The sequence below is a fragment of the Mesocryomonas lacus genome (assembly GCF_055730105.2).
In genome coordinates this window covers 14,104-32,459 of record NZ_JBUZWF020000006.1, presented here as the reverse complement: position 1 = coordinate 32,459, position 18,356 = coordinate 14,104, and the positions used below count along the sequence as shown (strand labels likewise).

General features: G+C 61.6%; 25 protein-coding genes and 1 pseudogene. 12 read left to right on the top strand and 14 right to left on the bottom strand.

What is annotated here, in order from left to right; genetic code table 11:
• Positions 1 to 82 precede the first annotated feature (82 nt).
• From ACZLZQ_RS19175 to ACZLZQ_RS19145, 7 genes are all read left to right on the top strand, one after another.
• A complete protein-coding gene (locus ACZLZQ_RS19175; protein ID WP_472950733.1) occupies positions 83 to 841 on the top strand; it encodes a histidine phosphatase family protein in 759 nt (252 codons plus the stop codon).
• The gene (locus ACZLZQ_RS19170) at positions 838 to 1,734 is read left to right on the top strand and encodes an NAD(P)H-hydrate dehydratase (protein WP_472950732.1); all 897 of its coding nucleotides are present in this window, start codon (positions 838 to 840) and stop codon (positions 1,732 to 1,734) included. The genes ACZLZQ_RS19175 and ACZLZQ_RS19170 overlap by 4 nt, the downstream gene beginning before the upstream one ends.
• A gap of 16 nt (positions 1,735 to 1,750) precedes the next feature.
• Positions 1,751 to 2,650, top strand: coding sequence for an MBL fold metallo-hydrolase (locus tag ACZLZQ_RS19165; RefSeq protein WP_472950731.1), 900 nt, complete (start codon positions 1,751 to 1,753; stop codon positions 2,648 to 2,650).
• Between the two features lie 20 nt (positions 2,651 to 2,670).
• Complete coding sequence (locus ACZLZQ_RS19160; protein ID WP_472950730.1) at positions 2,671 to 2,850, top strand: hypothetical protein; 180 nt, start codon at positions 2,671 to 2,673, stop codon at positions 2,848 to 2,850.
• 6 nt (positions 2,851 to 2,856) lie between these two features.
• A complete protein-coding gene (locus tag ACZLZQ_RS19155) occupies positions 2,857 to 3,810 on the top strand; it encodes an alpha/beta fold hydrolase (RefSeq protein ID WP_472950729.1) in 954 nt (317 codons plus the stop codon).
• Positions 3,807 to 4,430: a DUF4142 domain-containing protein gene (locus ACZLZQ_RS19150; protein WP_496253631.1), complete on the top strand. Its 624-nt coding sequence runs from the start codon at positions 3,807 to 3,809 to the stop codon at positions 4,428 to 4,430. Before ACZLZQ_RS19155 ends, ACZLZQ_RS19150 begins: the two co-directional genes overlap by 4 nt.
• A 136-nt stretch (positions 4,431 to 4,566) precedes the next feature.
• Positions 4,567 to 5,493 (top strand): manganese catalase family protein, encoded by a 927-nt coding sequence (locus ACZLZQ_RS19145; RefSeq protein WP_472950727.1) that lies wholly within the window; start codon positions 4,567 to 4,569, stop codon positions 5,491 to 5,493.
• A gap of 66 nt (positions 5,494 to 5,559) precedes the next feature.
• Here the strand turns inward: ACZLZQ_RS19145 and treZ are convergent, their stop codons facing one another.
• From treZ to ACZLZQ_RS19120, 5 genes are all read right to left on the bottom strand, one after another.
• On the bottom strand, positions 5,560 to 7,434 hold the full coding sequence (gene treZ / locus ACZLZQ_RS19140; protein ID WP_472950726.1) for a malto-oligosyltrehalose trehalohydrolase: 1,875 nt from the start codon (positions 7,432 to 7,434) through the stop codon (positions 5,560 to 5,562).
• Between the two features lie 158 nt (positions 7,435 to 7,592).
• Positions 7,593 to 7,841, bottom strand: a complete 249-nt coding sequence (locus tag ACZLZQ_RS19135; protein WP_472950725.1) for a hypothetical protein — start codon at positions 7,839 to 7,841, stop codon at positions 7,593 to 7,595.
• A gap of 7 nt (positions 7,842 to 7,848) precedes the next feature.
• Entirely contained in the window at positions 7,849 to 8,526 is a 678-nt protein-coding gene (locus ACZLZQ_RS19130) for an NAD(P)/FAD-dependent oxidoreductase (RefSeq protein WP_472950915.1), read from the bottom strand.
• A 56-nt stretch (positions 8,527 to 8,582) separates the two neighbouring features.
• Positions 8,583 to 8,840 (bottom strand): hypothetical protein, encoded by a 258-nt coding sequence (locus ACZLZQ_RS19125; RefSeq protein ID WP_472950724.1) that lies wholly within the window; start codon positions 8,838 to 8,840, stop codon positions 8,583 to 8,585.
• Positions 8,841 to 8,851: 11 nt separating this feature from the next.
• Positions 8,852 to 9,010 (bottom strand): hypothetical protein, encoded by a 159-nt coding sequence (locus ACZLZQ_RS19120; protein ID WP_472950723.1) that lies wholly within the window; start codon positions 9,008 to 9,010, stop codon positions 8,852 to 8,854.
• 194 nt (positions 9,011 to 9,204) lie between these two features.
• Here ACZLZQ_RS19120 and ACZLZQ_RS19115 point away from each other — a divergent pair, with 194 nt between their 5' ends.
• Positions 9,205 to 9,693: a YciE/YciF ferroxidase family protein gene (locus tag ACZLZQ_RS19115; protein WP_472950722.1), complete on the top strand. Its 489-nt coding sequence runs from the start codon at positions 9,205 to 9,207 to the stop codon at positions 9,691 to 9,693.
• A 66-nt stretch (positions 9,694 to 9,759) separates the two neighbouring features.
• Here the strand turns inward: ACZLZQ_RS19115 and ACZLZQ_RS19110 are convergent, their stop codons facing one another.
• Positions 9,760 to 10,200, bottom strand: a complete 441-nt coding sequence (locus tag ACZLZQ_RS19110; RefSeq protein ID WP_472950721.1) for a DUF2383 domain-containing protein — start codon at positions 10,198 to 10,200, stop codon at positions 9,760 to 9,762.
• A gap of 173 nt (positions 10,201 to 10,373) precedes the next feature.
• Here ACZLZQ_RS19110 and ACZLZQ_RS19105 point away from each other — a divergent pair, with 173 nt between their 5' ends.
• Positions 10,374 to 11,381 carry an SDR family oxidoreductase gene (locus tag ACZLZQ_RS19105; protein WP_472950720.1) on the top strand — a complete coding sequence of 336 codons (1,008 nt, stop codon included), beginning with the start codon at positions 10,374 to 10,376 and terminating at the stop codon, positions 11,379 to 11,381.
• Positions 11,382 to 12,164: 783 nt separating this feature from the next.
• On the opposite strand, the gene ACZLZQ_RS19100 is transcribed toward ACZLZQ_RS19105, so the two are convergent.
• Together ACZLZQ_RS19100 and ACZLZQ_RS19095 are read right to left on the bottom strand one after the other, a co-directional pair.
• Complete coding sequence (locus ACZLZQ_RS19100; RefSeq protein WP_472950719.1) at positions 12,165 to 12,833, bottom strand: HAD family hydrolase; 669 nt, start codon at positions 12,831 to 12,833, stop codon at positions 12,165 to 12,167.
• A 53-nt stretch (positions 12,834 to 12,886) separates the two neighbouring features.
• Positions 12,887 to 13,660, bottom strand: coding sequence for an EAL domain-containing protein (locus ACZLZQ_RS19095; protein WP_472950718.1), 774 nt, complete (start codon positions 13,658 to 13,660; stop codon positions 12,887 to 12,889).
• Between the two features lie 121 nt (positions 13,661 to 13,781).
• Here ACZLZQ_RS19095 and ACZLZQ_RS19090 point away from each other — a divergent pair.
• The 3 genes and pseudogenes from ACZLZQ_RS19090 to ACZLZQ_RS19080 form a co-directional block, all read left to right on the top strand.
• Positions 13,782 to 13,948 (top strand): annotated as a pseudogene (locus tag ACZLZQ_RS19090) (fructose-6-phosphate aldolase); the annotation flags it as partial.
• 83 nt (positions 13,949 to 14,031) lie between these two features.
• On the top strand, positions 14,032 to 14,340 hold the full coding sequence (locus tag ACZLZQ_RS19085) for a hypothetical protein (protein ID WP_472950717.1): 309 nt from the start codon (positions 14,032 to 14,034) through the stop codon (positions 14,338 to 14,340).
• 2 nt (positions 14,341 to 14,342) lie between these two features.
• Positions 14,343 to 14,573, top strand: coding sequence for a hypothetical protein (locus tag ACZLZQ_RS19080; protein WP_472950715.1), 231 nt, complete (start codon positions 14,343 to 14,345; stop codon positions 14,571 to 14,573).
• A 78-nt stretch (positions 14,574 to 14,651) separates the two neighbouring features.
• Here ACZLZQ_RS19080 and ACZLZQ_RS19075 read toward each other — a convergent pair whose 3' ends face one another.
• The 6 genes from ACZLZQ_RS19075 to ACZLZQ_RS19050 all read right to left on the bottom strand — a co-directional run bounded on the left by ACZLZQ_RS19075 (position 14,652) and on the right by ACZLZQ_RS19050 (position 18,212).
• Positions 14,652 to 15,824: a sensor histidine kinase gene (locus tag ACZLZQ_RS19075; RefSeq protein WP_472950713.1), complete on the bottom strand. Its 1,173-nt coding sequence runs from the start codon at positions 15,822 to 15,824 to the stop codon at positions 14,652 to 14,654.
• Between the two features lie 112 nt (positions 15,825 to 15,936).
• Positions 15,937 to 16,881, bottom strand: coding sequence for an alpha/beta fold hydrolase (locus tag ACZLZQ_RS19070; protein ID WP_472950711.1), 945 nt, complete (start codon positions 16,879 to 16,881; stop codon positions 15,937 to 15,939).
• Between the two features lies 1 nt (position 16,882).
• Positions 16,883 to 17,194: a hypothetical protein gene (locus ACZLZQ_RS19065; RefSeq protein ID WP_472950710.1), complete on the bottom strand. Its 312-nt coding sequence runs from the start codon at positions 17,192 to 17,194 to the stop codon at positions 16,883 to 16,885.
• A gap of 51 nt (positions 17,195 to 17,245) precedes the next feature.
• Positions 17,246 to 17,470: a hypothetical protein gene (locus ACZLZQ_RS19060; RefSeq protein ID WP_472950709.1), complete on the bottom strand. Its 225-nt coding sequence runs from the start codon at positions 17,468 to 17,470 to the stop codon at positions 17,246 to 17,248.
• Positions 17,460 to 17,732 carry a DUF6894 family protein gene (locus ACZLZQ_RS19055; protein WP_472950708.1) on the bottom strand — a complete coding sequence of 91 codons (273 nt, stop codon included), beginning with the start codon at positions 17,730 to 17,732 and terminating at the stop codon, positions 17,460 to 17,462. Before ACZLZQ_RS19055 ends, ACZLZQ_RS19060 begins: the two co-directional genes overlap by 11 nt.
• 15 nt (positions 17,733 to 17,747) lie before the next feature.
• Positions 17,748 to 18,212, bottom strand: coding sequence for a response regulator (locus ACZLZQ_RS19050; protein ID WP_472950707.1), 465 nt, complete (start codon positions 18,210 to 18,212; stop codon positions 17,748 to 17,750).
• Between the last annotated feature and the right edge of the window lie 144 nt (positions 18,213 to 18,356).

Below are 18,356 nucleotides of genomic sequence, written 5' to 3'. Positions count from 1 at the left end.
TAGTGCTGACAGAGAAATGCGGAGAAGGGAACTCTAGGCTCTTCCCGCCCTGTGATGGCTGCTTCAACCTCGGGATCAATCCATGACAATGACATGGCCTTCTAAGATTTGGATCGTTCGGCATGGCGAGAGCCTGGGCAATGTTGCAAGGGACGCCGCCATGGCATCCGACCTCGCCCGTATTGATATCGCGGACCGAGACATCGATGTCCCTCTAAGCCCCCTCGGGCTTGAGCAGTCGCGATCTGTCGGTCGCTGGTTCGCATCCCTGCCCGAGGAAGAGCGCCCGGAGGTCATCCTCTCCTCACCTTATCTCCGGGCCATAGGTACCGCTTCTGCAATTGTCGATGAGGCTGGCCTCGGAAACGTCGCCCGCTCCACGGATGAGCGTCTGCGCGAGAAGGAGTTCGGTATTCTCGATCGGCTGACGCGCTTTGGCATCGAAAGCGAGCATCCAGATCAGGCCGAGTTTCGGCAACTGCTCGGGAAGTTCTATCACCGGCCGCCGGGCGGCGAGAGCTGGTGTGACGTCATTCTTCGGCTGCGTTCGATGCTGGATACAATCAGCCTTCACTACGGCGGCAAACGGGTTCTGATCGTCGGCCATCAGGTGGTAGTGCTGTGCCTACGCTACATTATCGAGCAGCTCGACGAGGAGCAGATCCTAGAAATCGACAGCGAGGGCGACGTCGCTAACTGTGCGGTCACGGAATATCATGCGAAGGCTAATGGCGACAGCGACGTCATGCTTAGGCTCGAGCGCTACAATTTTGTGGCGCCCCTCGTTGAAGAGGGTACGGAGGTGACCGACGAGCCCGATGCTCGCGTCGCAGCCCGATGAGTAGTTCACGCTCAGTCGACTTTGACTTCCTACGGTCACATCCCCTTCCCGAAATCGAGGTTTCCGCAGGTAAAGACGAGCGCGGCACCGTCCTGATCATCGGTGCCAGTCGGGAGGTGCCCGGCGCAATCCGCTTAGCTGCGGAGGCCGCCCTCCGGGCGGGCGCAGGCAAGCTACAGATCGCGACCGTCGCATCGGTCGCACTGCATCTGGCACTGGCTGTTCCCGAAGCACGCGTGATCCCACTAGACGAAACGGTAGACGGCGAAATCGATCCTTGCTGCGCTTCGCGTCTGCTGAAAGAGGTCGGTCAGGCTGATGCAGTTCTCATCGGACCTGGCATGGCCGATGAAGCCGGGGCACGCGCACTTTCACTCGCAGTGTTGGAGATGGAGGGGGAAGCGTCGTTCGTCTTTGACGCCGCTGCGTTGACAGGTCTGCGAGACGCACTCGAAACGCTTCGCGGTTCTGGGCGAGGCTTTGCGATCACTCCGCATCCGGGTGAGATGGCGACGTTCCTGGGGATAGACAAAGACGCGATTGTTGGTGACCCAGAGGGAGCGGGGATAAGAGCGGCCGCCGCCGTTGGCGGCATCGTCGCGATGAAGGGGCCGAAGACCTTCATCTGCTCACCCGACGGCGGCTCCTGGTCTTGCGAAGGCGGCGGGATCGGCATGGCTACGTCGGGTTCTGGTGATGTCCTCGCGGGCCTAATTGCAGGACTCGCCGCGCGTGGGGCCCCTCCCCTTCGTGCAGTCCAGTGGGGTGTCTTCCTGCACGCCGAGGCAGGGCGGCGGCTGACCAAGCGGCTCGGCACTGTAGGCTTTCTGGCACGAGAACTATCGAGCGAAGTGCCCGCCATCCTCGAAGCCATTTCCACGATCGGCCCCTAAGACGAGAACAACTTCGATGACCCAACAGATTCCCCTTTCCACGGAAGCCATCGCAGTCGATCCTGTATTGGACGCTGCTCGCGACGACAGCACGCATGAGATCGCAAGCGATCTGGCCTATCGTCGCCTTGGAATCGTCAACGTCGTTTTCTTTGGGGAGGCCGGGTGCGGCGACCGCAACTGGGTCCTGATCGACGCAGGATTGCCCGGAACTCGCGGGTTAATCGAGGGTGCCGCAGCCGAACGCTTCGGTACGGGGGCTCGGCCCGCGGCCATCGTGATGACGCATGGCCACTTCGACCACATTGGAACGCTTGAGGATCTGGCGGAGCAGTGGGACGCACCCGTCTACGCCCACGCCTTGGAACGTCCATATCTCGACGGCACGGCAGCTTATCCTCCGGGCGATCCCTCGGTCGGCGGAGGGTTGATGGCGGCCATGGCGCGGTTCTACCCCCGTGGTCCGGTGGATGTATCGAGCCGTCTCCGTACGCTTCCAGCGGATGGCAGCATTCCCGGCATGCCAGGATGGCGCTGGGTTCACACGCCGGGTCACAGTGTCGGGCATGTCTCGCTTTGGCGGGAAGCCGACCGGACGCTGATCGTGGGAGATGCCTTTGTTACGACTGAGCAAGAATCGGCTTATGCCGTGGCGCTCCAAAAGGCCGTGATGCATGGTCCGCCGATGTACTACACCGTTGAGTGGGACAAGGCTCGCGACTCTGTTCGCATACTCGCGGCTTTAAATCCTGAGCTAGTCGTGACGGGGCACGGTCAGGCGATGAAAGGCGCCGAGATGCGGCAGGCTCTACAGGCGCTCGCCGCTGGCTTCGACGACATCGCCGTTCCGCAAAGTGGGGAGTACCTCGGCAACCCCGCCCGGGCCGAAGACGGATCCGCTTACCGCAAACCGTAAGCCTGACAGCGAGGACGAAAATGGTTCTGGACGTCAAGTTGCAAGAAGCGATCTTCGCTGAGCTGAAACGGCAAGCTAACGAAAATCCCTGCAAACTGGTCGTGGAGTTGGGAGACGACGATACCCTCGACATTAAGGGGAATGTTGACTTGGTGTCACTCGTCATCGCCATTACTGGTTCCGTCGCGGGTGGGTCCTGAGTGCCCGTGCGTTCCGAATTTTTGGACAAAGCCTTCATCGCCGAGGAGGCGATCGAGCATCGCTTCGTCACAGTCGGGAGCGTGAAACTGCACGTCGTCGCCTGCGGACCAGCCGACGGCCACCCGGTTTTTCTCCTGCATGGCTTTCCCGACCATTGGATCGGTTGGCGCCACCAGATGCAGGCCCTGTCGGCGGCAGGGTATCGTGTCATCGTGCCGGACCAGCGTGGCTACAATACCAGCGACAAACCAAAGGGCTTTCGTGCCTACTCGCTGGATAAGCTAGTGGCTGACGTTGTCGCTCTAGCAGACGCTTTGGAGATCCGTCGTTTCCATCTGGCGGGTCATGACTGGGGAGGCATTGTCGCCTGGGCGCTCGCGGCCAGCAAACCCGACAGGGTCGACAAGCTTGTGATCCTGAATGCGCCGCATCCAGATGCCCTCTTTCGATACGCGCTCCGATCGCCGACGCAGTTCCTCCGGAGCAGCTATGCCGCGTTCTTCCAGTTTCCGTGGCTCCCGGAAACCGTTCTTGGTGCCGGAGATGCACGTCTGCTAACGAAGGCTCTGGTTGCCTCGGCCCGGCCTAGCGCGTTCAGTGATGACGATCTTTCCTTGTACCGTCGCGCCTGGAGACATCCCGGTGCTTTGACGGCGATGCTGAATTGGTACCGCGCCTTGCGCTATCGACCGTCCTACTCAGAGTCGATCCATGCACCGACGTTGGTCCTTTGGGGCAAGAAAGACAGCGCGCTGGAACCGGGGCTTGCCGCGGCCTCCGTCCACACCTGCAACGACGCCACGATCGAGTATTTTCCCGATGCGACCCATTGGCTGCATCGGGAAGAGGTCACTGCGGTGAATTTCCGAATCCTAGAGTTCTTTGCGCAGGCTTCGATCTTCTCGCCATCATCTGGCGAAGCTCGGCCCATGAGCCAAGGTTCTTTTCCGTACGCATGATTGGATTCTGCTCCAATGGCCTGTTGCCGCCTGAACTGCCGACTACGGCAGGGTTGGCAGACGGTAACCAATGTTCAAGGGAAGCTAGTCGCATGATATGCCGCAACTTACTGACAGCGTCATTGACCTTCCTCGTGGCACCGATAGCGTCCGCTCAAACCACTCCGGGCCAAGATCGCGCCGTGAAGACAGAGATGTCCGACGAAAAACTATTCGCATTGACCGCCGCATCGTCGGACATGTTCGAAGTTGAATCCAGCAAGGCAGCGCTTGAGAAGGCTGACCGCGCAGACGTGAAGGAATTTGCCGAGCACATGGTTCACAATCACGCCGAGACAACAGCTAAGTTGCTCGCGGCGGCGAAGGCAGATGGGGTCGGGACCGTATCTCCGCCAGACTCGAAGTATGGCCAGATGATCAAGGCGATACGCCAAAGTAAGGGCGGCGACTTCAACCTGATCTACGCCAAGATGCAGGTGATGGCGCATCAAGAAGCGGTCGCGCTCTTCGACGACTTTTCGAACAATGGCAATTCACCCAAACTGAAGGCCTTTGCAACTGAGAGCCTTCCGACTTTGAAGCAGCATCTGGCAGAGGCCGAAAAGCTCGCTGCCAAGTAAGATCTGACAACTTGGTAGAAGCGTCCGCGTCTCGTCGACGGGCCCGGATCCAACACAGCACGCCTATCGAATGAATGAGGAACGCCTTCCCCCCGCTCCCGTTGGCTCTGGTCTCCACTCAAGAAAGGCCACTCTCATGTTCATGCGAGTCGATAAGCTGCAAGCGGAGCTTCCTGCCCCCAAACGTGCCGACCCCAATGCCGCTGCGGCCCTTCAGGAGCTACTCGGCGGCAAGTACGGCGAGATGTCGACGCTCGGCAACTACATGTTCCAGAGCTTCAACTTCCGCTCCAAGGACAAACTGAAGCCGTTCTATAGCCTCGTCGCCTCGATCACCGCCGAGGAACTCGGGCACGTCGAGCTCGTCTCAAACGGCGTCGCCATGCTGAACAACGGCCCGGACAAGCCAAACGGCGACATGGGTGATGGCGGGGACATTTCCGGCGCACCGTTCGAGGACATGAAGGACATCCGCTTGGCCGCGGCCTTCCTGTCGGGTGCCGGCGGCGCGATGCCCGTCAACTCCAACGGCGCGTCGTGGAACAACGACTTCATCACCACCACCGGCAATGTCGTCGTCGACCTCCTGCACAACTTCCACCTCGAATGCGGCGCGCGGCTGCACAAGCTGCGAGTCTACGAGACGCTGACCGACCCGACCGGCCGCGAGGTCTGCGGCTATCTCCTGGTGCGCGGCTCCGTGCATGCCCACGCCTACGCGCTGGCGCTGGAGAAGATCACCGGCGTGAAGATCAAGGACTTCCTGCCGACGCCGAACATCGACCTCTCCAAGATCCCGGAATGCCAGAAGTACCTCGACGAGGGCTCGCATCGCCGGCTCTACACGTTCAGCCCGAACGACTACAAGGAGATGGCGGGCATCTGGGGTAACGGCGAAATGGCACTGCCGAACGATCCACCGGGCGAACTCGAAGTCGTCGACGGCATGCCGGAAGGCGGCAAGATCCATCAGTTGACTGGTGTGCCCTCGGCCTTCACCCCGGATTACGCGCCGGAGGAAATGTTCGAGATCGCCTCGAAGCTTTACAAGAAGTCGCGCTGAACAGATCGTCCGGTGAGTATTGCGCCCGCCCCTATTGGGGCGGGCGTTTTTGTGAATGGTGATGGCCTAGAGGGTCGGCTCGAACAGCCGTCTAGGGGCAAGCACGAAGAGGGTCGTGTAGGCGCTAAGACGTCCTTCCTTGAGCTCTTCGGGTGCGTGTAGGTGGTTCGAGTAGACAGGTGACGCCGAAGCGAGGTCGGCAGTTGTCGCCACACCCTCCAGCCTCCAGGTCTCGTCGGTAAGATTAGCGAAGAGCTGATACTCCCGCCCGTCCGCGAGGGTCCACGACACCGCGAACTTGCGGCCGTCGACCATCGCTGCGCCGCTCCCACCGGGAATGTCGGCCAGCAGAGGCATGAGTACGTCGCGCCGAACCCGTAGGAGGTTCCGGGTGACCTGGAGGCACCGCTTGTGCGTGGGCATGCGCAGCAAGTCCCAATCCAGCTTCGATACCAGGAAGGTCGACTCGTCGTTCGGATCGGGAAACACCTCCGCTGCCTGCGGGTCCTCGAAGGCCGAGAAGCTCCTGAACTCCTGCTTGCGGCCTTGGCTCACCGCACTGCCGAGCTCGCCATGGAAATCGGTAAAGTAGCAGAAGGGCGTCGTGTCGCCGAACTCGTCACCCTGGAACATCAACGGGATCTGCGGGGACAACATCAGGATCGACTCCAAACAGGTGTACGCCCGCACCGACGACAGGAACTTGAGGCGGTCGCCAAATGCCCGGTTGCCGATCTGGTCGTGGTTCTGGATGAAGTTCACGAAGGCCGTCGGCGGCAAATGTGCCGACGAGAAGCCGATCGTCTTCTCTCGGTGACGCGAGTGCTCGCCCTGATAGACGAAGCCTGTCGCCAAAGCCTTGGCCATCTGCGCCGCGGAGTGGATCTCATAATCCTCGTAGTAGCCCTCCTGCTCGCCGAGCGCGAGGACGTGCGCTGTGTGATGGAAGTCGTCGTTCCACTCGCCGGACACCAGCGGGATCGCGCCGCCCTCGTCACGCTCGATATGCCAGGTGATGTTGCGATCGTCTTCGGTCGTCAGGTGGACGTAGCGGTCCGTGACGACCTTGCGCACCCGGGCGGCCAATTCTTGAACGAAAGGAACCTCAGTCGTGTCCTTGATCGAGTCGATCGCATCGAGGCGCAGGCCGTCGAGGCGGAACTCCTCCAGCCAGTACAGCGCGTTCTCGATCATGAACTCGCGGACGGGCTTTTCATCGTAGGCGATCGCCGGCCCCCAAGCCGTATCGACATCCAAGTGGTAGAACTCCGGCGTATAGGTCGGGATGTAGTTTCCGTCCGGTCCGAAGTGATTGTAGACGACGTCGAGGAAGACCATCAGCCCACGCTCATGCGCGGCGTCAACGAGCTGCTTCAGGCCCTCCGGCCCGCCATATACCTGATGCGGGCAGTAGAGCAGCACGCCGTCATAGCCCCAGCCCCGCTGGCCGGCGAACTGCGCGATCGGCAGGAGCTCGATCGCGGTGATGCCGGCGTCGACAAGGTGGTCGAGACGGGCAACGATCGCCTCGAAGGTGCCCTCCGCGGTGAAGGTGCCGACGTGCATTTCGTAGAACACGCATTCGTGCCAAGGCCGTCCCTTCCAGTCGGCCGACTTCCATCCGAACGCTTGGGGATCGGTCAGCCGCGACAGCCAGTGGACGTCGCCCATCTGGGCACGGGCGGCGGGATCGGCCACGACTTTGCCGCCATCAACGCGGAAGCCATAGCCGGAGCCGAGCTTTGCCGCGTCGGTGGTGATTTCCCACCAGCCGTCGCCGTCCCGCTCCATCATCTGGAATTCCATTGGACCAGGTAGCGGGCCTTCCGTGAAGGCTAGCTCAACGCTCCTAGCCCCCGGCGACCAAAGTCGAAACCGCGTACCGTCGGGATTGAAGCGGGTTCCCCAACTGGTCTCGAAGGCAAACCTGCCGATGGTCATGCAATTCTCCTTCGCGATAACAGGGCGGACGCCATCCTAAAGGAAGGAGTCCGAAGACGCTTCGCTAAAATTTCGACCCAAAACCTGAGCACTGGGTGTTTGTTCCAGTGCAGGGACGTGAGGATCGATACTCCCGTACCGAGCTAACGGTTGCCCTCTCACCTCACCGCATGTCCATAGAGCGACGGCCGTTCCGAGAGCGCGGCGGCCGCTGTCTTTTGGTCGAGATCGCGAAGTCGGTTGTGAATGTCGGTAGCGACCACCGCATCCTGTCCCCACGCTACAGCAACCTGGTTGAGGTTACTCACGACGTCGCCGGCAGCCCACCTTCCCGCCACGGAAGTACGCTGTTGCTCCTCGACGATGATCGCGTTGCAGGTCTTCTCGTGATCGGCACCGATCGACAAGGCAATCTCAGAGCGCGCATCGGTGCCTAGTGCCGAGTAGAGCGTCGAAGCGATGCTGCGTTCCACCCCCTGTCGTCAGCGCCGAGATCCGGTTGCCTTCGATCGAGACGGTAATGATCGGATCCTTTACGAGGTGGATATCGTGCGCGGCGAGCCGATGGTGGTCTTCTTCGCTAAGGGTCTCGGCGCCAGTTAGAAGCAACAATGCCACCCGACGGCTGTAGGTGCGAATGAAGACTGCCTCGCCGATTGCCCCGGCTCCCTGCCCCAGTACAGCGATGTTCTGATCGGTGACCTCGAAGGCGTCGCATATCGAGCAGTGGCGGACGAGGCCGCGCATGATGGCATTTTCCACGTCGGGCAGAGCCGGCTCCCGATCGCGGACCCCGGTCGCGACGAGAACGGAGCGCGCCTCGATCCGAAGCTTGTCACCTGAGCCGTTGTCGACGGTCGCAAGGAAGCCCCCGCCAGTCATGGGCGCCATGTCGCGAACCGTACCCATGCGCGGCGTTACGCCATAGACGGCTGCCTGCTCGAGGTGGCGGTTCAGTAGGTCATGACCACTTAGACCCTCGGCCATGCCAGGGATGTTGTGGCTGAGCGGAATGCGCGTGGCCCGGCTTTCGCCGCCGTCGAGGACGATGACGGAACGACGGAAGCTGGCGAGATAGACGGCAGCGGTCAGTCTGGCTGGGCCGGCGCCAATTATCTGACAATCGGTCTGAATCTCTACCGGGCGGGTCAGGGTTTTTGGAAGGGATGAAGAGACTTCTCGCCCCGGGCATACACCTGCCGGGCGTTCTCGTGCTTCTCGTGCAGGGTGGCGTAGCGGGCCGCGTCACTCTCCTCAAGGCCGCCCGCATCGTTTGCCCGCGAGAGACCGAGATACTCGACGCTTTCGTCTTCGGTGAGGCCGACATATCGCTCGATGCCGTCTTCGTCGATCTTTACGGCACGGTTGGCCGTGAGGAACTCGCGTTCGCCATTCTGGAAATCCATTTTAGGCCCCTTCAGATCGGTGCGAACGCGACGATGAGGCCGCCGATCAGCAGAAAAGCGCCGACGAAAATGAAGAACTTGAAGCGACCCCAGAGGATGGAGCCGCCAAAGAGGCTACGCCAGACCGTAAGCTCCCCGGGTGCAGTATCGACGTCGTGTTCGGATTTCATTTAGTCCGCCTCCGTTTCAATTCCAAAGCAATGCGAACCTCCGAAGTTCCAGGCGGATTGTGTACCGGGATACGTCCGATGGATGTGGGACAGTTGTTGTCCTGGCCATTCGGCTCTGCGGGAACCGATGTGACCTTCGCCAGCTCCTGCGAATCCAAAGGCCGCATGTCGCGGCAATCTCTCAGGAGCGTGACATGGCGAAGGAAAGGACGCTCGAGGACGCCTTCTACGAGACACTCAAGGACGTCTACTACGCCGAGATAGCCTCGGTGAAGGCACTCAAGAAGTCAGCCAAAGCAGCAAAGGCCCCTGAGCTCAGGAATGCGTTCATTCAGCATGTCGACGAGTCAGCGAACCAGGTGGAACGACTGACGCAGGTGTTCGAGCTCATCGGCACCCCCCCCCCCCGGAGCAAGACCTGCGAAGCCATGGTCGGCATGACGTCTGAAATGGAAGAAGACCTCGAGGACTTTGGTGATACCGCGGCGTCGGAGGATGTCCTTATCGGCTGCGCGCAGGCCATCGAGCACTACGAGATCGCGCGTTACGGCCTGTTGAAGTCATGGGCTACCAAGCTGGGCTACGACGAGGCGGTGACTTTGCTAGACGAGACCCTTCAGGAGGAGAAGCGGACGGACGATCTCCTAACGCAGATTGCCGAGGACATGCCCACCTTGAAGTAGCAGACTGTCACGATCGGAAGTCAGAGGGCCCGCCACGGAAATCGTGACGGGCCTTCGTTTGTCTGATCAGGCGTTGGCGTCCATCCAGGCCTTGTGACGGCTTTCGTCCTCGAACGCCTTGCGGAAGTAGGCCTGTGCTTCGGCGGGAGCTGCGGTGTTCTTCGAGGCTTGGTCGTATGCCATCTTTGTCTCGATTTCGTTGGTCGACATCGCCTTCAGGATGGTGCCGTCGCCGATGATCGAGGCGAGCGCCACCTTTCCCGTGGTCAGATACTCCTTCATGTCGCCCTCGGTAGGGGCTTCGACGCCAAGACGCTGGGCCATCTTGGTGAGCTCGGCGACGTGGGCATCGTGATCCGCCTTGAACTCGGCGATCTTCGTCTTGAATATCTCGCTGTCCAGCTTGGCAATCGTACTCTCATAGGCGGCGATCGCGTCATGCTCGAGGATGAGAAGGTTCTGGACGAGCTTCTCGAACGTGCTTTCGGTGCCGACGGTGGTGACCATGGAAATTCTCCGGTTGGTTGGAATGGGGGAATGTCTTTGAACGCAATCGGTTTCGCCGAGGAAGGGGGCCTGTACCGTACGATCAGGTCACATCATGATGAGACGGGGAGCGATCTCCCTCCAACGCCGTTCGCGATGTAGAACAAGACCCTTCGAACGGACGGAGACACCAGATGACCGATCACCATTTGACCCGCCGCGCAGTACTCGGCAGCGCGGCCGTTGGCCTCGCCGTCGGTGCCGCCTCGTCGGCCGCCGCCCAGACGGGCGATGCGGGCGCCCCTCCCGCAGGCACGGCGCCGTCGCTCGTCGATCCGCGAGACAGGTTTACCCGAGTGCCCTTCCCCGAACAGAAGCAGCCTTGGCCAGCGCTGGCGAGCAAGATGGACCCGGTGCCGGACCATGGCGAGAAGAGCTACCGTGGTTCAGGCAAGCTGACAGGACGCCGCGCCCTGATAACGGGTGGCGACAGCGGGATCGGACGGGCCGCGGTCATCGCGTTTGCCCGAGAAGGCGCGGACGTCGCCATCAACTACCATCCCGACGAGGAGTCCGATGCCCAGGAAGTGGTCGCGCTGATCCGCGAGGCCGGCCGCAAAGCAGTTGCCATCCCCGCCGACATCCGGACGCAGGCCGCCTGCGAGGAGGTCGTCCGCAAGGCGATCGCTGAACTTGGCGGTCTCGACCTCCTCGTCAACAATGCTGCCTACCAGCAGTCCAAGGCGGACATTATGGAGATCTCGGACGAGCAGTTCGTCCGTACGTACGAGACGAACGTCTTCCACGTGTTCCGATTCAGCAAGGCGGCTATCCCAAGCCTCCCGCCCGGCTCGGTGATCATCAACACGATCTCGCAAAACTCCTACGATCCCGGCGAGGACTTGATCGACTACGCCTCGACCAAGGCGGCGATCCAGAACCTGACCCGCGGCATGGCCAAGCAGCTCGCCAAGAAGGGCATCAGGGTAAACGCCGTTTCGCCGGGGCCGATCTGGACGCCGTTGCAGGTCGCAGGCGGCCAACTCCCCGGCAAGATGGGCGAGTTCGGCCAGCAGACATCGCTTGGGCGTGCGGGCCAGCCGGCCGAGCTGGCGTCGCTGTATGTTTCCCTTGCGTCCGGCGAAGCGACCTTCAGCACTGGGACGGCGGTTGGTGCGCATGGTGGCAAGGGTTTCCCCTAAATCCCGCCTTGAGTACGATGGCTGGGAGGGTCCGCACTTGAACCCTCACCAGTTAATCCGCCACCGCCACGCGCTGGTCATCGACGATCAACGGCGACGTAGCTGACGGGGGCGGCCGTTGGATACCCGGACCCTTCAGGTCACTACAGCGTCGAAGATAACTGTCGTCGCGAGACTGGGCCAACATATTATCGAGTCGCAACCCCGCGCCGCGCTCGCCGTTCGGATTACGGAACGAATGGGAGAAGACGGATGACGAAACCATCTACTTGGCACGTACGGTCCGCTGAATGATTGCGCCTCTCGTCATGGGCGTCGTTGCCGGGTCACGATCGGTGACCCCGCTTGCCGCCGTCTCACTGCTTGCGCGAGCGCGCCGCCTTTCCGGCCGGAGACCTCCCGTCAGGTTGCTTGCAAGCCCGTGGGTCTTTGCAGGCGCAATCGCGCTGGCAGTCGCCGAACTGTTGGGAGACAAGATGCACTCGGAACCCGACCGAACCGTCCCTCCCGGCATGTTGGCCAAGTTGATGACGGGCGGGATCGCGGGAGCGGCCCTTGCCGACGACAAGAAGGCAGGAGCAGTGGTTGGTGCAGCCGTGGTCGTGGCATCCTCGTACTTCACGATTGCGGTCCGTAAACGCTTCATCGCCCGCTACGGCCAATGGCCGCAGGCGTCGTGGAGGACGCACTTGTCGTCGCGCTGGCCATTTGGGTTGTTAGCCGGGCGGGAATGGCGCGGAGCCGGCCATGAGGTTGCTCCTCCTTAGAGCCACTAGCTTTGGGCTAGTGTGATGCCAAGGGGGAGGTATCGTACCTGGCCAGCAAGTCGGCAGGATTGTCGTAGATCGCCACGGCGCCCGCTTCCGTCAGCACCTGGTCGTCGAAACCACCGCTCCGGACGGCGATGGTGCGCAGCCCAATCTTCTTGGCGGCTTGAATGTCGTATGGGCTGTCCCCGACCACGATGGCGTTGGCAGCTTCGGCGCCAACCTTCTTGAGGGCCGCGGCGAAGATGTCGGGGTCGGGCTTGGAGTGCTTGGCGTCTGATGCGGTGGTCACCACGTCCAGAAGGTCGCGAACGCCGAGCCTGTCGATGTGAGGTTCAACTTCATCAGTCTCGCCGGAGGTCGCGAGGACGATCTTCCAGCCATCCTTCCGCGCCCTCCGGAAGAGAGCCGCGACATCGGCGAAGGGCTCGACCTTGCTGGCGTGACGTTCCTTGAAGATGCGGGCGCGCGCGTTCGAGATCGCCTCCCCGTGCTCATCGACTACCTCCTCATCGAGAAGGGCAGGCATAAGGTTGTCGCCACCCTTGCCGATCTGGTCATGGACGTCCCTGTGCGGGATGACGATGTCGAACTCGGCGAAGGCTTCCACCCATGCCGCCGCATGAAGGTCGTTGCTGTCGACGAGCGTGCCGTCGACGTCGAACAGGATGGCTTTTACGGTCATGAGGTTTCCTTGGGTTCCAGACCCAAGTCCCTCCATGCGCGGTTGTTCCCCTTCTATGCTGTCAGGCGAAGCGCCGCCATTGAAGCGGACCCGATCGCCGGCAGAGCCTCGAAGGCTGGGCGGGCGAACCAGTAGCCTTGGAAGAGGGGGATGCCCGCCGCCTTCAGGGTCAGGAACTCCTCCTCCGTCTCGATGCCCTCGGCCAAGACGGTGATGTCGAGGGTCCGTGCAATGCCGACGATCCCCGCCACGACTGCCTGACGCGCCCAGCTCGTGTCGATGCCCCGAACGATCTTCATGTCGATCTTGATCAGGTCGGGCTGGAACTCGACAAGCAGCCCAAGGCCGGCATGTCCCGCGCCGAAGTCGTCGATCGCGGTGACGAAGCCGTGCTTGCGATACTCGGTGATAATGCGGGTAAGGTGCAGGGGGTCCGAGACCTCCTCGTCCTCGGTGAACTCGAACATGATCGCCGACTTTGGGAAGCCGTGACAAATGGCGGCGTTCAGGGTCGCACGCAGGCAGGCTGCAGGCTCGTATACGGCGTTGGGCATGAAATTGATGGAGAGCTTCAGGTCGCAGTCCTTGGGGAACAGGCGGGATGCGAGCTCGATGGCCTTTACCCGGCAGGCTTGGTCGAAGCGGTAGCGTTGCTCCGGCGACACCCGCGACAGCATCGTGTAAGCGGCTTCCCCTCCCGTGCCGCGGATCAGCGCTTCGTAGCCCCAGACACGCTGGCTTGCGACATCGTAAATCGGCTGGAACGCCATGGAGAAGTCGAAGTCGAGCTGGACGCCACTCTGGCAGCCTTCGCAGGGGATGGTCATGACAGATCCAATTCATTGCGGAACGGCACACCATCGCACTGCGATGTTGTAGAAGCCTTAAGTGGTTGATGCGCTGCGAATCGAGCGAACCGGAGCCGCGTTGCCCGAGTCGTAATCCAATTCGCTCCGTACCCAGAACCACTTCGTGCGCGAGGCTGCCCCCATCGGTGCCGACGCAGCGACCATGCCCACGTCGACGCTGCGGGCGTTGATCAATCACCCTTTGACGGACAAGGCCTCGAGGGGTTCGTCGCCGACTGGGCGAAGACGGGACAGACGATCGTCTAGGACGAGCCGAAGGATCCCGGTGCCGTGGGTCGTTTGTCGACTTCGTGCGTTGGCTCGGTGACCACCAACAAAGGAATGAGGCCATGGGCACGACGTTGACGGCGAAGTTCGAGACGAGACGAGAGGCCGATATGACGGTCGAGCGTCTCGTGCAGGAGCACGGTATCGAGCGGACGGACATCTTCGTCGTCGCCGCCGGCCGGGAAAACACCGCGGGCGAGGAAACGGCCGGATCGGACAACGACGCCGGCGAGCCGAGCGTCGAGGAGCGTCACGATGCTGCTTTGAACGGCGCGATCGAGGTATCGGTCGACATCGAAGACGAGAGTAAGGCCGCCCTCATCCGCGAGGCCTTTGCCGAGTTCAGCGCCCACGACGTAGAGGAGGCATGACCATGGCCGAGCCGACCAAGCACGTGTTCTCACGAAACTCCGACGATGAAGCCGACCGCGTGCCGGAGAAAGGCGGCACGCCGCGCGTCTCCGACACCTTGGTTGGTGCGAAGGATTCGCCTGATCCCGACTATCACCCAGAGGCTCAGGCCAACGCGCTGACGGATACTGAGGCCGGGGCGATGCCCGACGATGAGATGGGCGGCATCGTTCCGTTGAAGCGGCGTGAATGACGCCGTGCAGCGGCAGGGTGGGTGCTGAACCTCGAGGAGGTTCAATCCAGACCGCCTCGCCGATTCAGACAAGCAGCGTCAGTAACTTTCCACTGCGTCCAGGTCTTGGCTCAAGGGATCGGGAAAAGTGATCCGGACCGTTACACCGTCTTCGGAACTGACCTCGATCACGCCTCCGATCTGCTGGACGAGCGCTCGGATCAGGCCGTAGCCCAGCGAGCCCTCCCGAGCCTCGGCCACGCCGACGCCGTCGTCCTTCACCTCGAGTTCGATGCGCCCCGGCATGCTGCGCCTCGCCCGCGCCAGGATCGTACCCGTGCGCGGCGGCGGGAACGCGTACTTCACCGCATTGGTGACGACCTCCGTCAGAACGATGCCCAGCGGTACCGCGGTGTCCGCATCGAGCAAGATGCCCGGCTCCGACCTTGCCTCCAGCCGGATGCGGCCCTCGTCCGTCATCGACTGAAGGGCGGCGCACAGGTCCGTCATGTACGCGGTGACGTCGACGTTCTGTTCGCTCTCCGAGTGACTGAGGAGGTCATGAACGCGAGCCATCGCACCGAGGCGCTCCCGTGCATCCTCGAACAGCGCCTTCACGGCCGGTTCGGTCTGCCGCCTCGCCTGGATGCTGAGGAGCGATGCCGCGATGGCGAGGCTGTTCTTAGCGCGATGGTTAACCTCCTTCATGAGGAGCTCACGTTCGGCAGCGACGATCTTCAGCCTTGCGTTCGTCTCCTCAAGCTCCCGGGTGCGGCTCGCGACCCGCTCCTCCAGTTCGTCGTTCACCTTGCGCAGCTCGGCCTCGGCGTCGAAACGCCGGGTGACGTCGAGGTAGGAGAGGAAGTGGTTCGCAACCGTTCCCCGGTCGTTGCGGAGCGGACTGGCGAAGAGCATCGAGTGGAAGGGCGATCCGTCCTTGCGGTATTGGACGATTTCCAGCGTTTCGTCCCGACCCGCGCGGATGGCTTGCTCGTAAAGTTCGACCGTGGCGGGATCGGTGTCCTTGCCGTTCATGAAGTGTGGGTCCTGCCCGAGGAGCTCCTCGATCGCGTAACCGGACAGTTCGATGAAGGCGGCATTGGCGAAGATGATCGGATTGCCGGGGAGTGTCGCGTCCGTGACGATCATCGGCATGCGGGTGACACGCACGGCCTCCACGAACAGGCCGCCCTGCTGCCGGACCGCCTCGAGGTGTTTCTCGGCTTGGTCCCGGCCCTCGGTATCCTGCATGCCCGCTTGGTAGTCGTTCATTCAGCGGGCTCGTTCATATGTTTCTCGGCGACGCCTGGGCGCTTCGACGAATGGAAGCTGGCTTCGGCCTGCTCGCGGTTTGGTCGAACGACCACTGACAGAAGACCGTGGGTCAGGCAACGAGCCGATGTCTGTTCGCAAAAGCCACGAACGCTTCGACGATCTTTCGTGGCTCCGTATGGTGGACCATGTGTCCGGCACCCGGGAGAACAAGTAGCGCGCTGCCTTGAAGGAGCTTGCTCAAGCGGTGCGAATGGTGTCGCGGATTGACGATCCGATCCCCGTCGCCTGTTACGATCAACACCGGGACACTCAATTTGACATACCGATCCATCAACGCGGCGGCAGATGGAATCATCACCGCAGCCTCCTCTCCCGAGGCACGCAGCGCATCGGGGGCAAGGAACAGGGCCGGCTGGATGCTATTGAAACGCTCCGACGTCACGGCCGGCCCGAAGAGCTTTCGCATCATCATAGGCCAAGCCAGCCGTGCGAGCAGAGGTGTGAGCGTGAAACGAAGCAAGTCTCCGAGAACAGGCACGGCGGGGCCGGACGCGAACACGACATCCAGTCGTGGCGTCGGGAAGTAGTAGCCGGAGAGAAGAGTCAGGCTACCTACGCGCTCGGGATGTCGCAAAGCCCATTCCACGGCCACCAGCGTTCCCCACGAATGCCCCAGGAGTTCAGCCCGCTCTATCCCCAGCTCTGCCGCGGCATGCGCCAGCAGGTCCGCTTGGGCCGCGGGCGTCCATACCCGGTCTCGCGGACGTTCGCTGTAGCCATAGCCGGGACGGTCGAAGACAATGACCCGGTGCGTCTGTGCAACGAGGCGAACGAGATCGCTCGTGATAAAGTCCTGGATCAGGCTGCCGTTGCCATGCAGGAAGACGATCGGCTCGCCGGACCCGGCCTCCACGTAGTGCAGCCGCACGCCGTCGACTTCGATGAACCGTCCCGCGGGCGGGCTCCGACGCTTTGCCCAAATCGTACGGAAATGAACGGCCCCCGCCATGGCAAGGCTGGCTCCCACCATGAACATCCACTTTTTTCTGAGCATGTCAGTCTCCCATACCGGAATGACGACTGGCCGCCGGGAATGCCGACGGTACAAGCCTCCCGGCGGAGATGATTTCCGATGGAGCCCCAACAAGCATTCCGTGCGGCAGTTCTAGCGCCTTGCCGATCGCGGAGAGTTCGTCGTCCGAGGCGCTGCTGCCACTCTCGATCACCGCCAGCCTGCACACCGGGATCCCGGTACGTGCCGCAACGTATTGGATCGGCAGGCCAGCGTGATGGCGGAATGCCTTCGATAGCGAAAAGCCGCCGACAATCATCTCGACGACCGCTTCCGGGAAATGCACGTCACTCATATGCCGGACACGACTGGAACTGAACGGGGAATCCGCGACCGACGGCGTTGGTCACACGTCGTCATCGGTCACCCTCTCCGGCGTCGGCTTCGATGCGTGCGCCAAGCGTTCCTCACGAAGCCGCTCCGTCTTTGAGATCGACGCCTCCCGCTCGGCAGCGATGACCTGCATCCCCGTGCCGGGCAGAAAGCGCTCGTCGAGATCCTGGAAGTAGCCGACGCCCGAGGGAAGCGTCGTAGGATCGTAGAGCAGCCGCCAGTTGGGCCTACCTTTCATCGTGATCGACCAAGAGATTCTCGAGATCGCCGAGGGCTTCGGCCACTTGTTTCACGGAAACGACTTGAACCGTCAGCCCTGCCTCGTTGCAGATCTCGATCTGGCGACTGTCGATGTTCGCACCTGACCTGGCTGCCTCTTTCATGTGCCATGCCATTTCGGTTGCCTGCCCGATCGCCTGATCGAGGCCGGCGAGGGTATGCCCTTCGTAATCCCGGACGAGCACGCCGTCGGATCGGAAATTGAAGAAGAAATGCTGCATCACATTGGCCCCCGATTAGATCGCGATTTGCTTTTGAATACGGTTTCGGACAACTTCACCCGGTCGCACGCTTGACCGCCTGCGAGACACGGACGGCAAGGCTTGCCGGACAAACGGTCGTATGGAGGATGCGACGGCGCGAACGAGGTCGTCGGGATCGCAGGGTTTGAAGATCCAGCGCCCGTTCGAAAGCGCCTCGTCGAACGTCCCCGGTCGGCGACTGATCGACGAGTGCACGATGAACGGTATGCCGCGGAAATTCAGCGCTTCCGCCAGTCGACCGCATGAGCCGTCCCGGAGAGATACGTCCGTGATTACGATGTCGGGGACATTTTCGGAGAGCCAGGCCAGCGCATCGCGACAGTTCGAGAGAACGGCGGCGACACCGAAACCCGCCTGGACGACGCTGTACTCCACGTCCAAGGCAATGAGGGCTTCGTCCTCGAGAATGAGTACGGAGACGGTTGGTTCGTGATCCATTGGATCCTTCCTGCCGCGAGCCGACAAAGGAGTGAGGGTCCGAATTTTCAAATTCGGCCATTACATATGTTAGTCATCCCAGTTTATATATTTACATTGCTACGCCTTGCGGAGTTCTCTTCCGTCTATAAAAGGCAAATTACT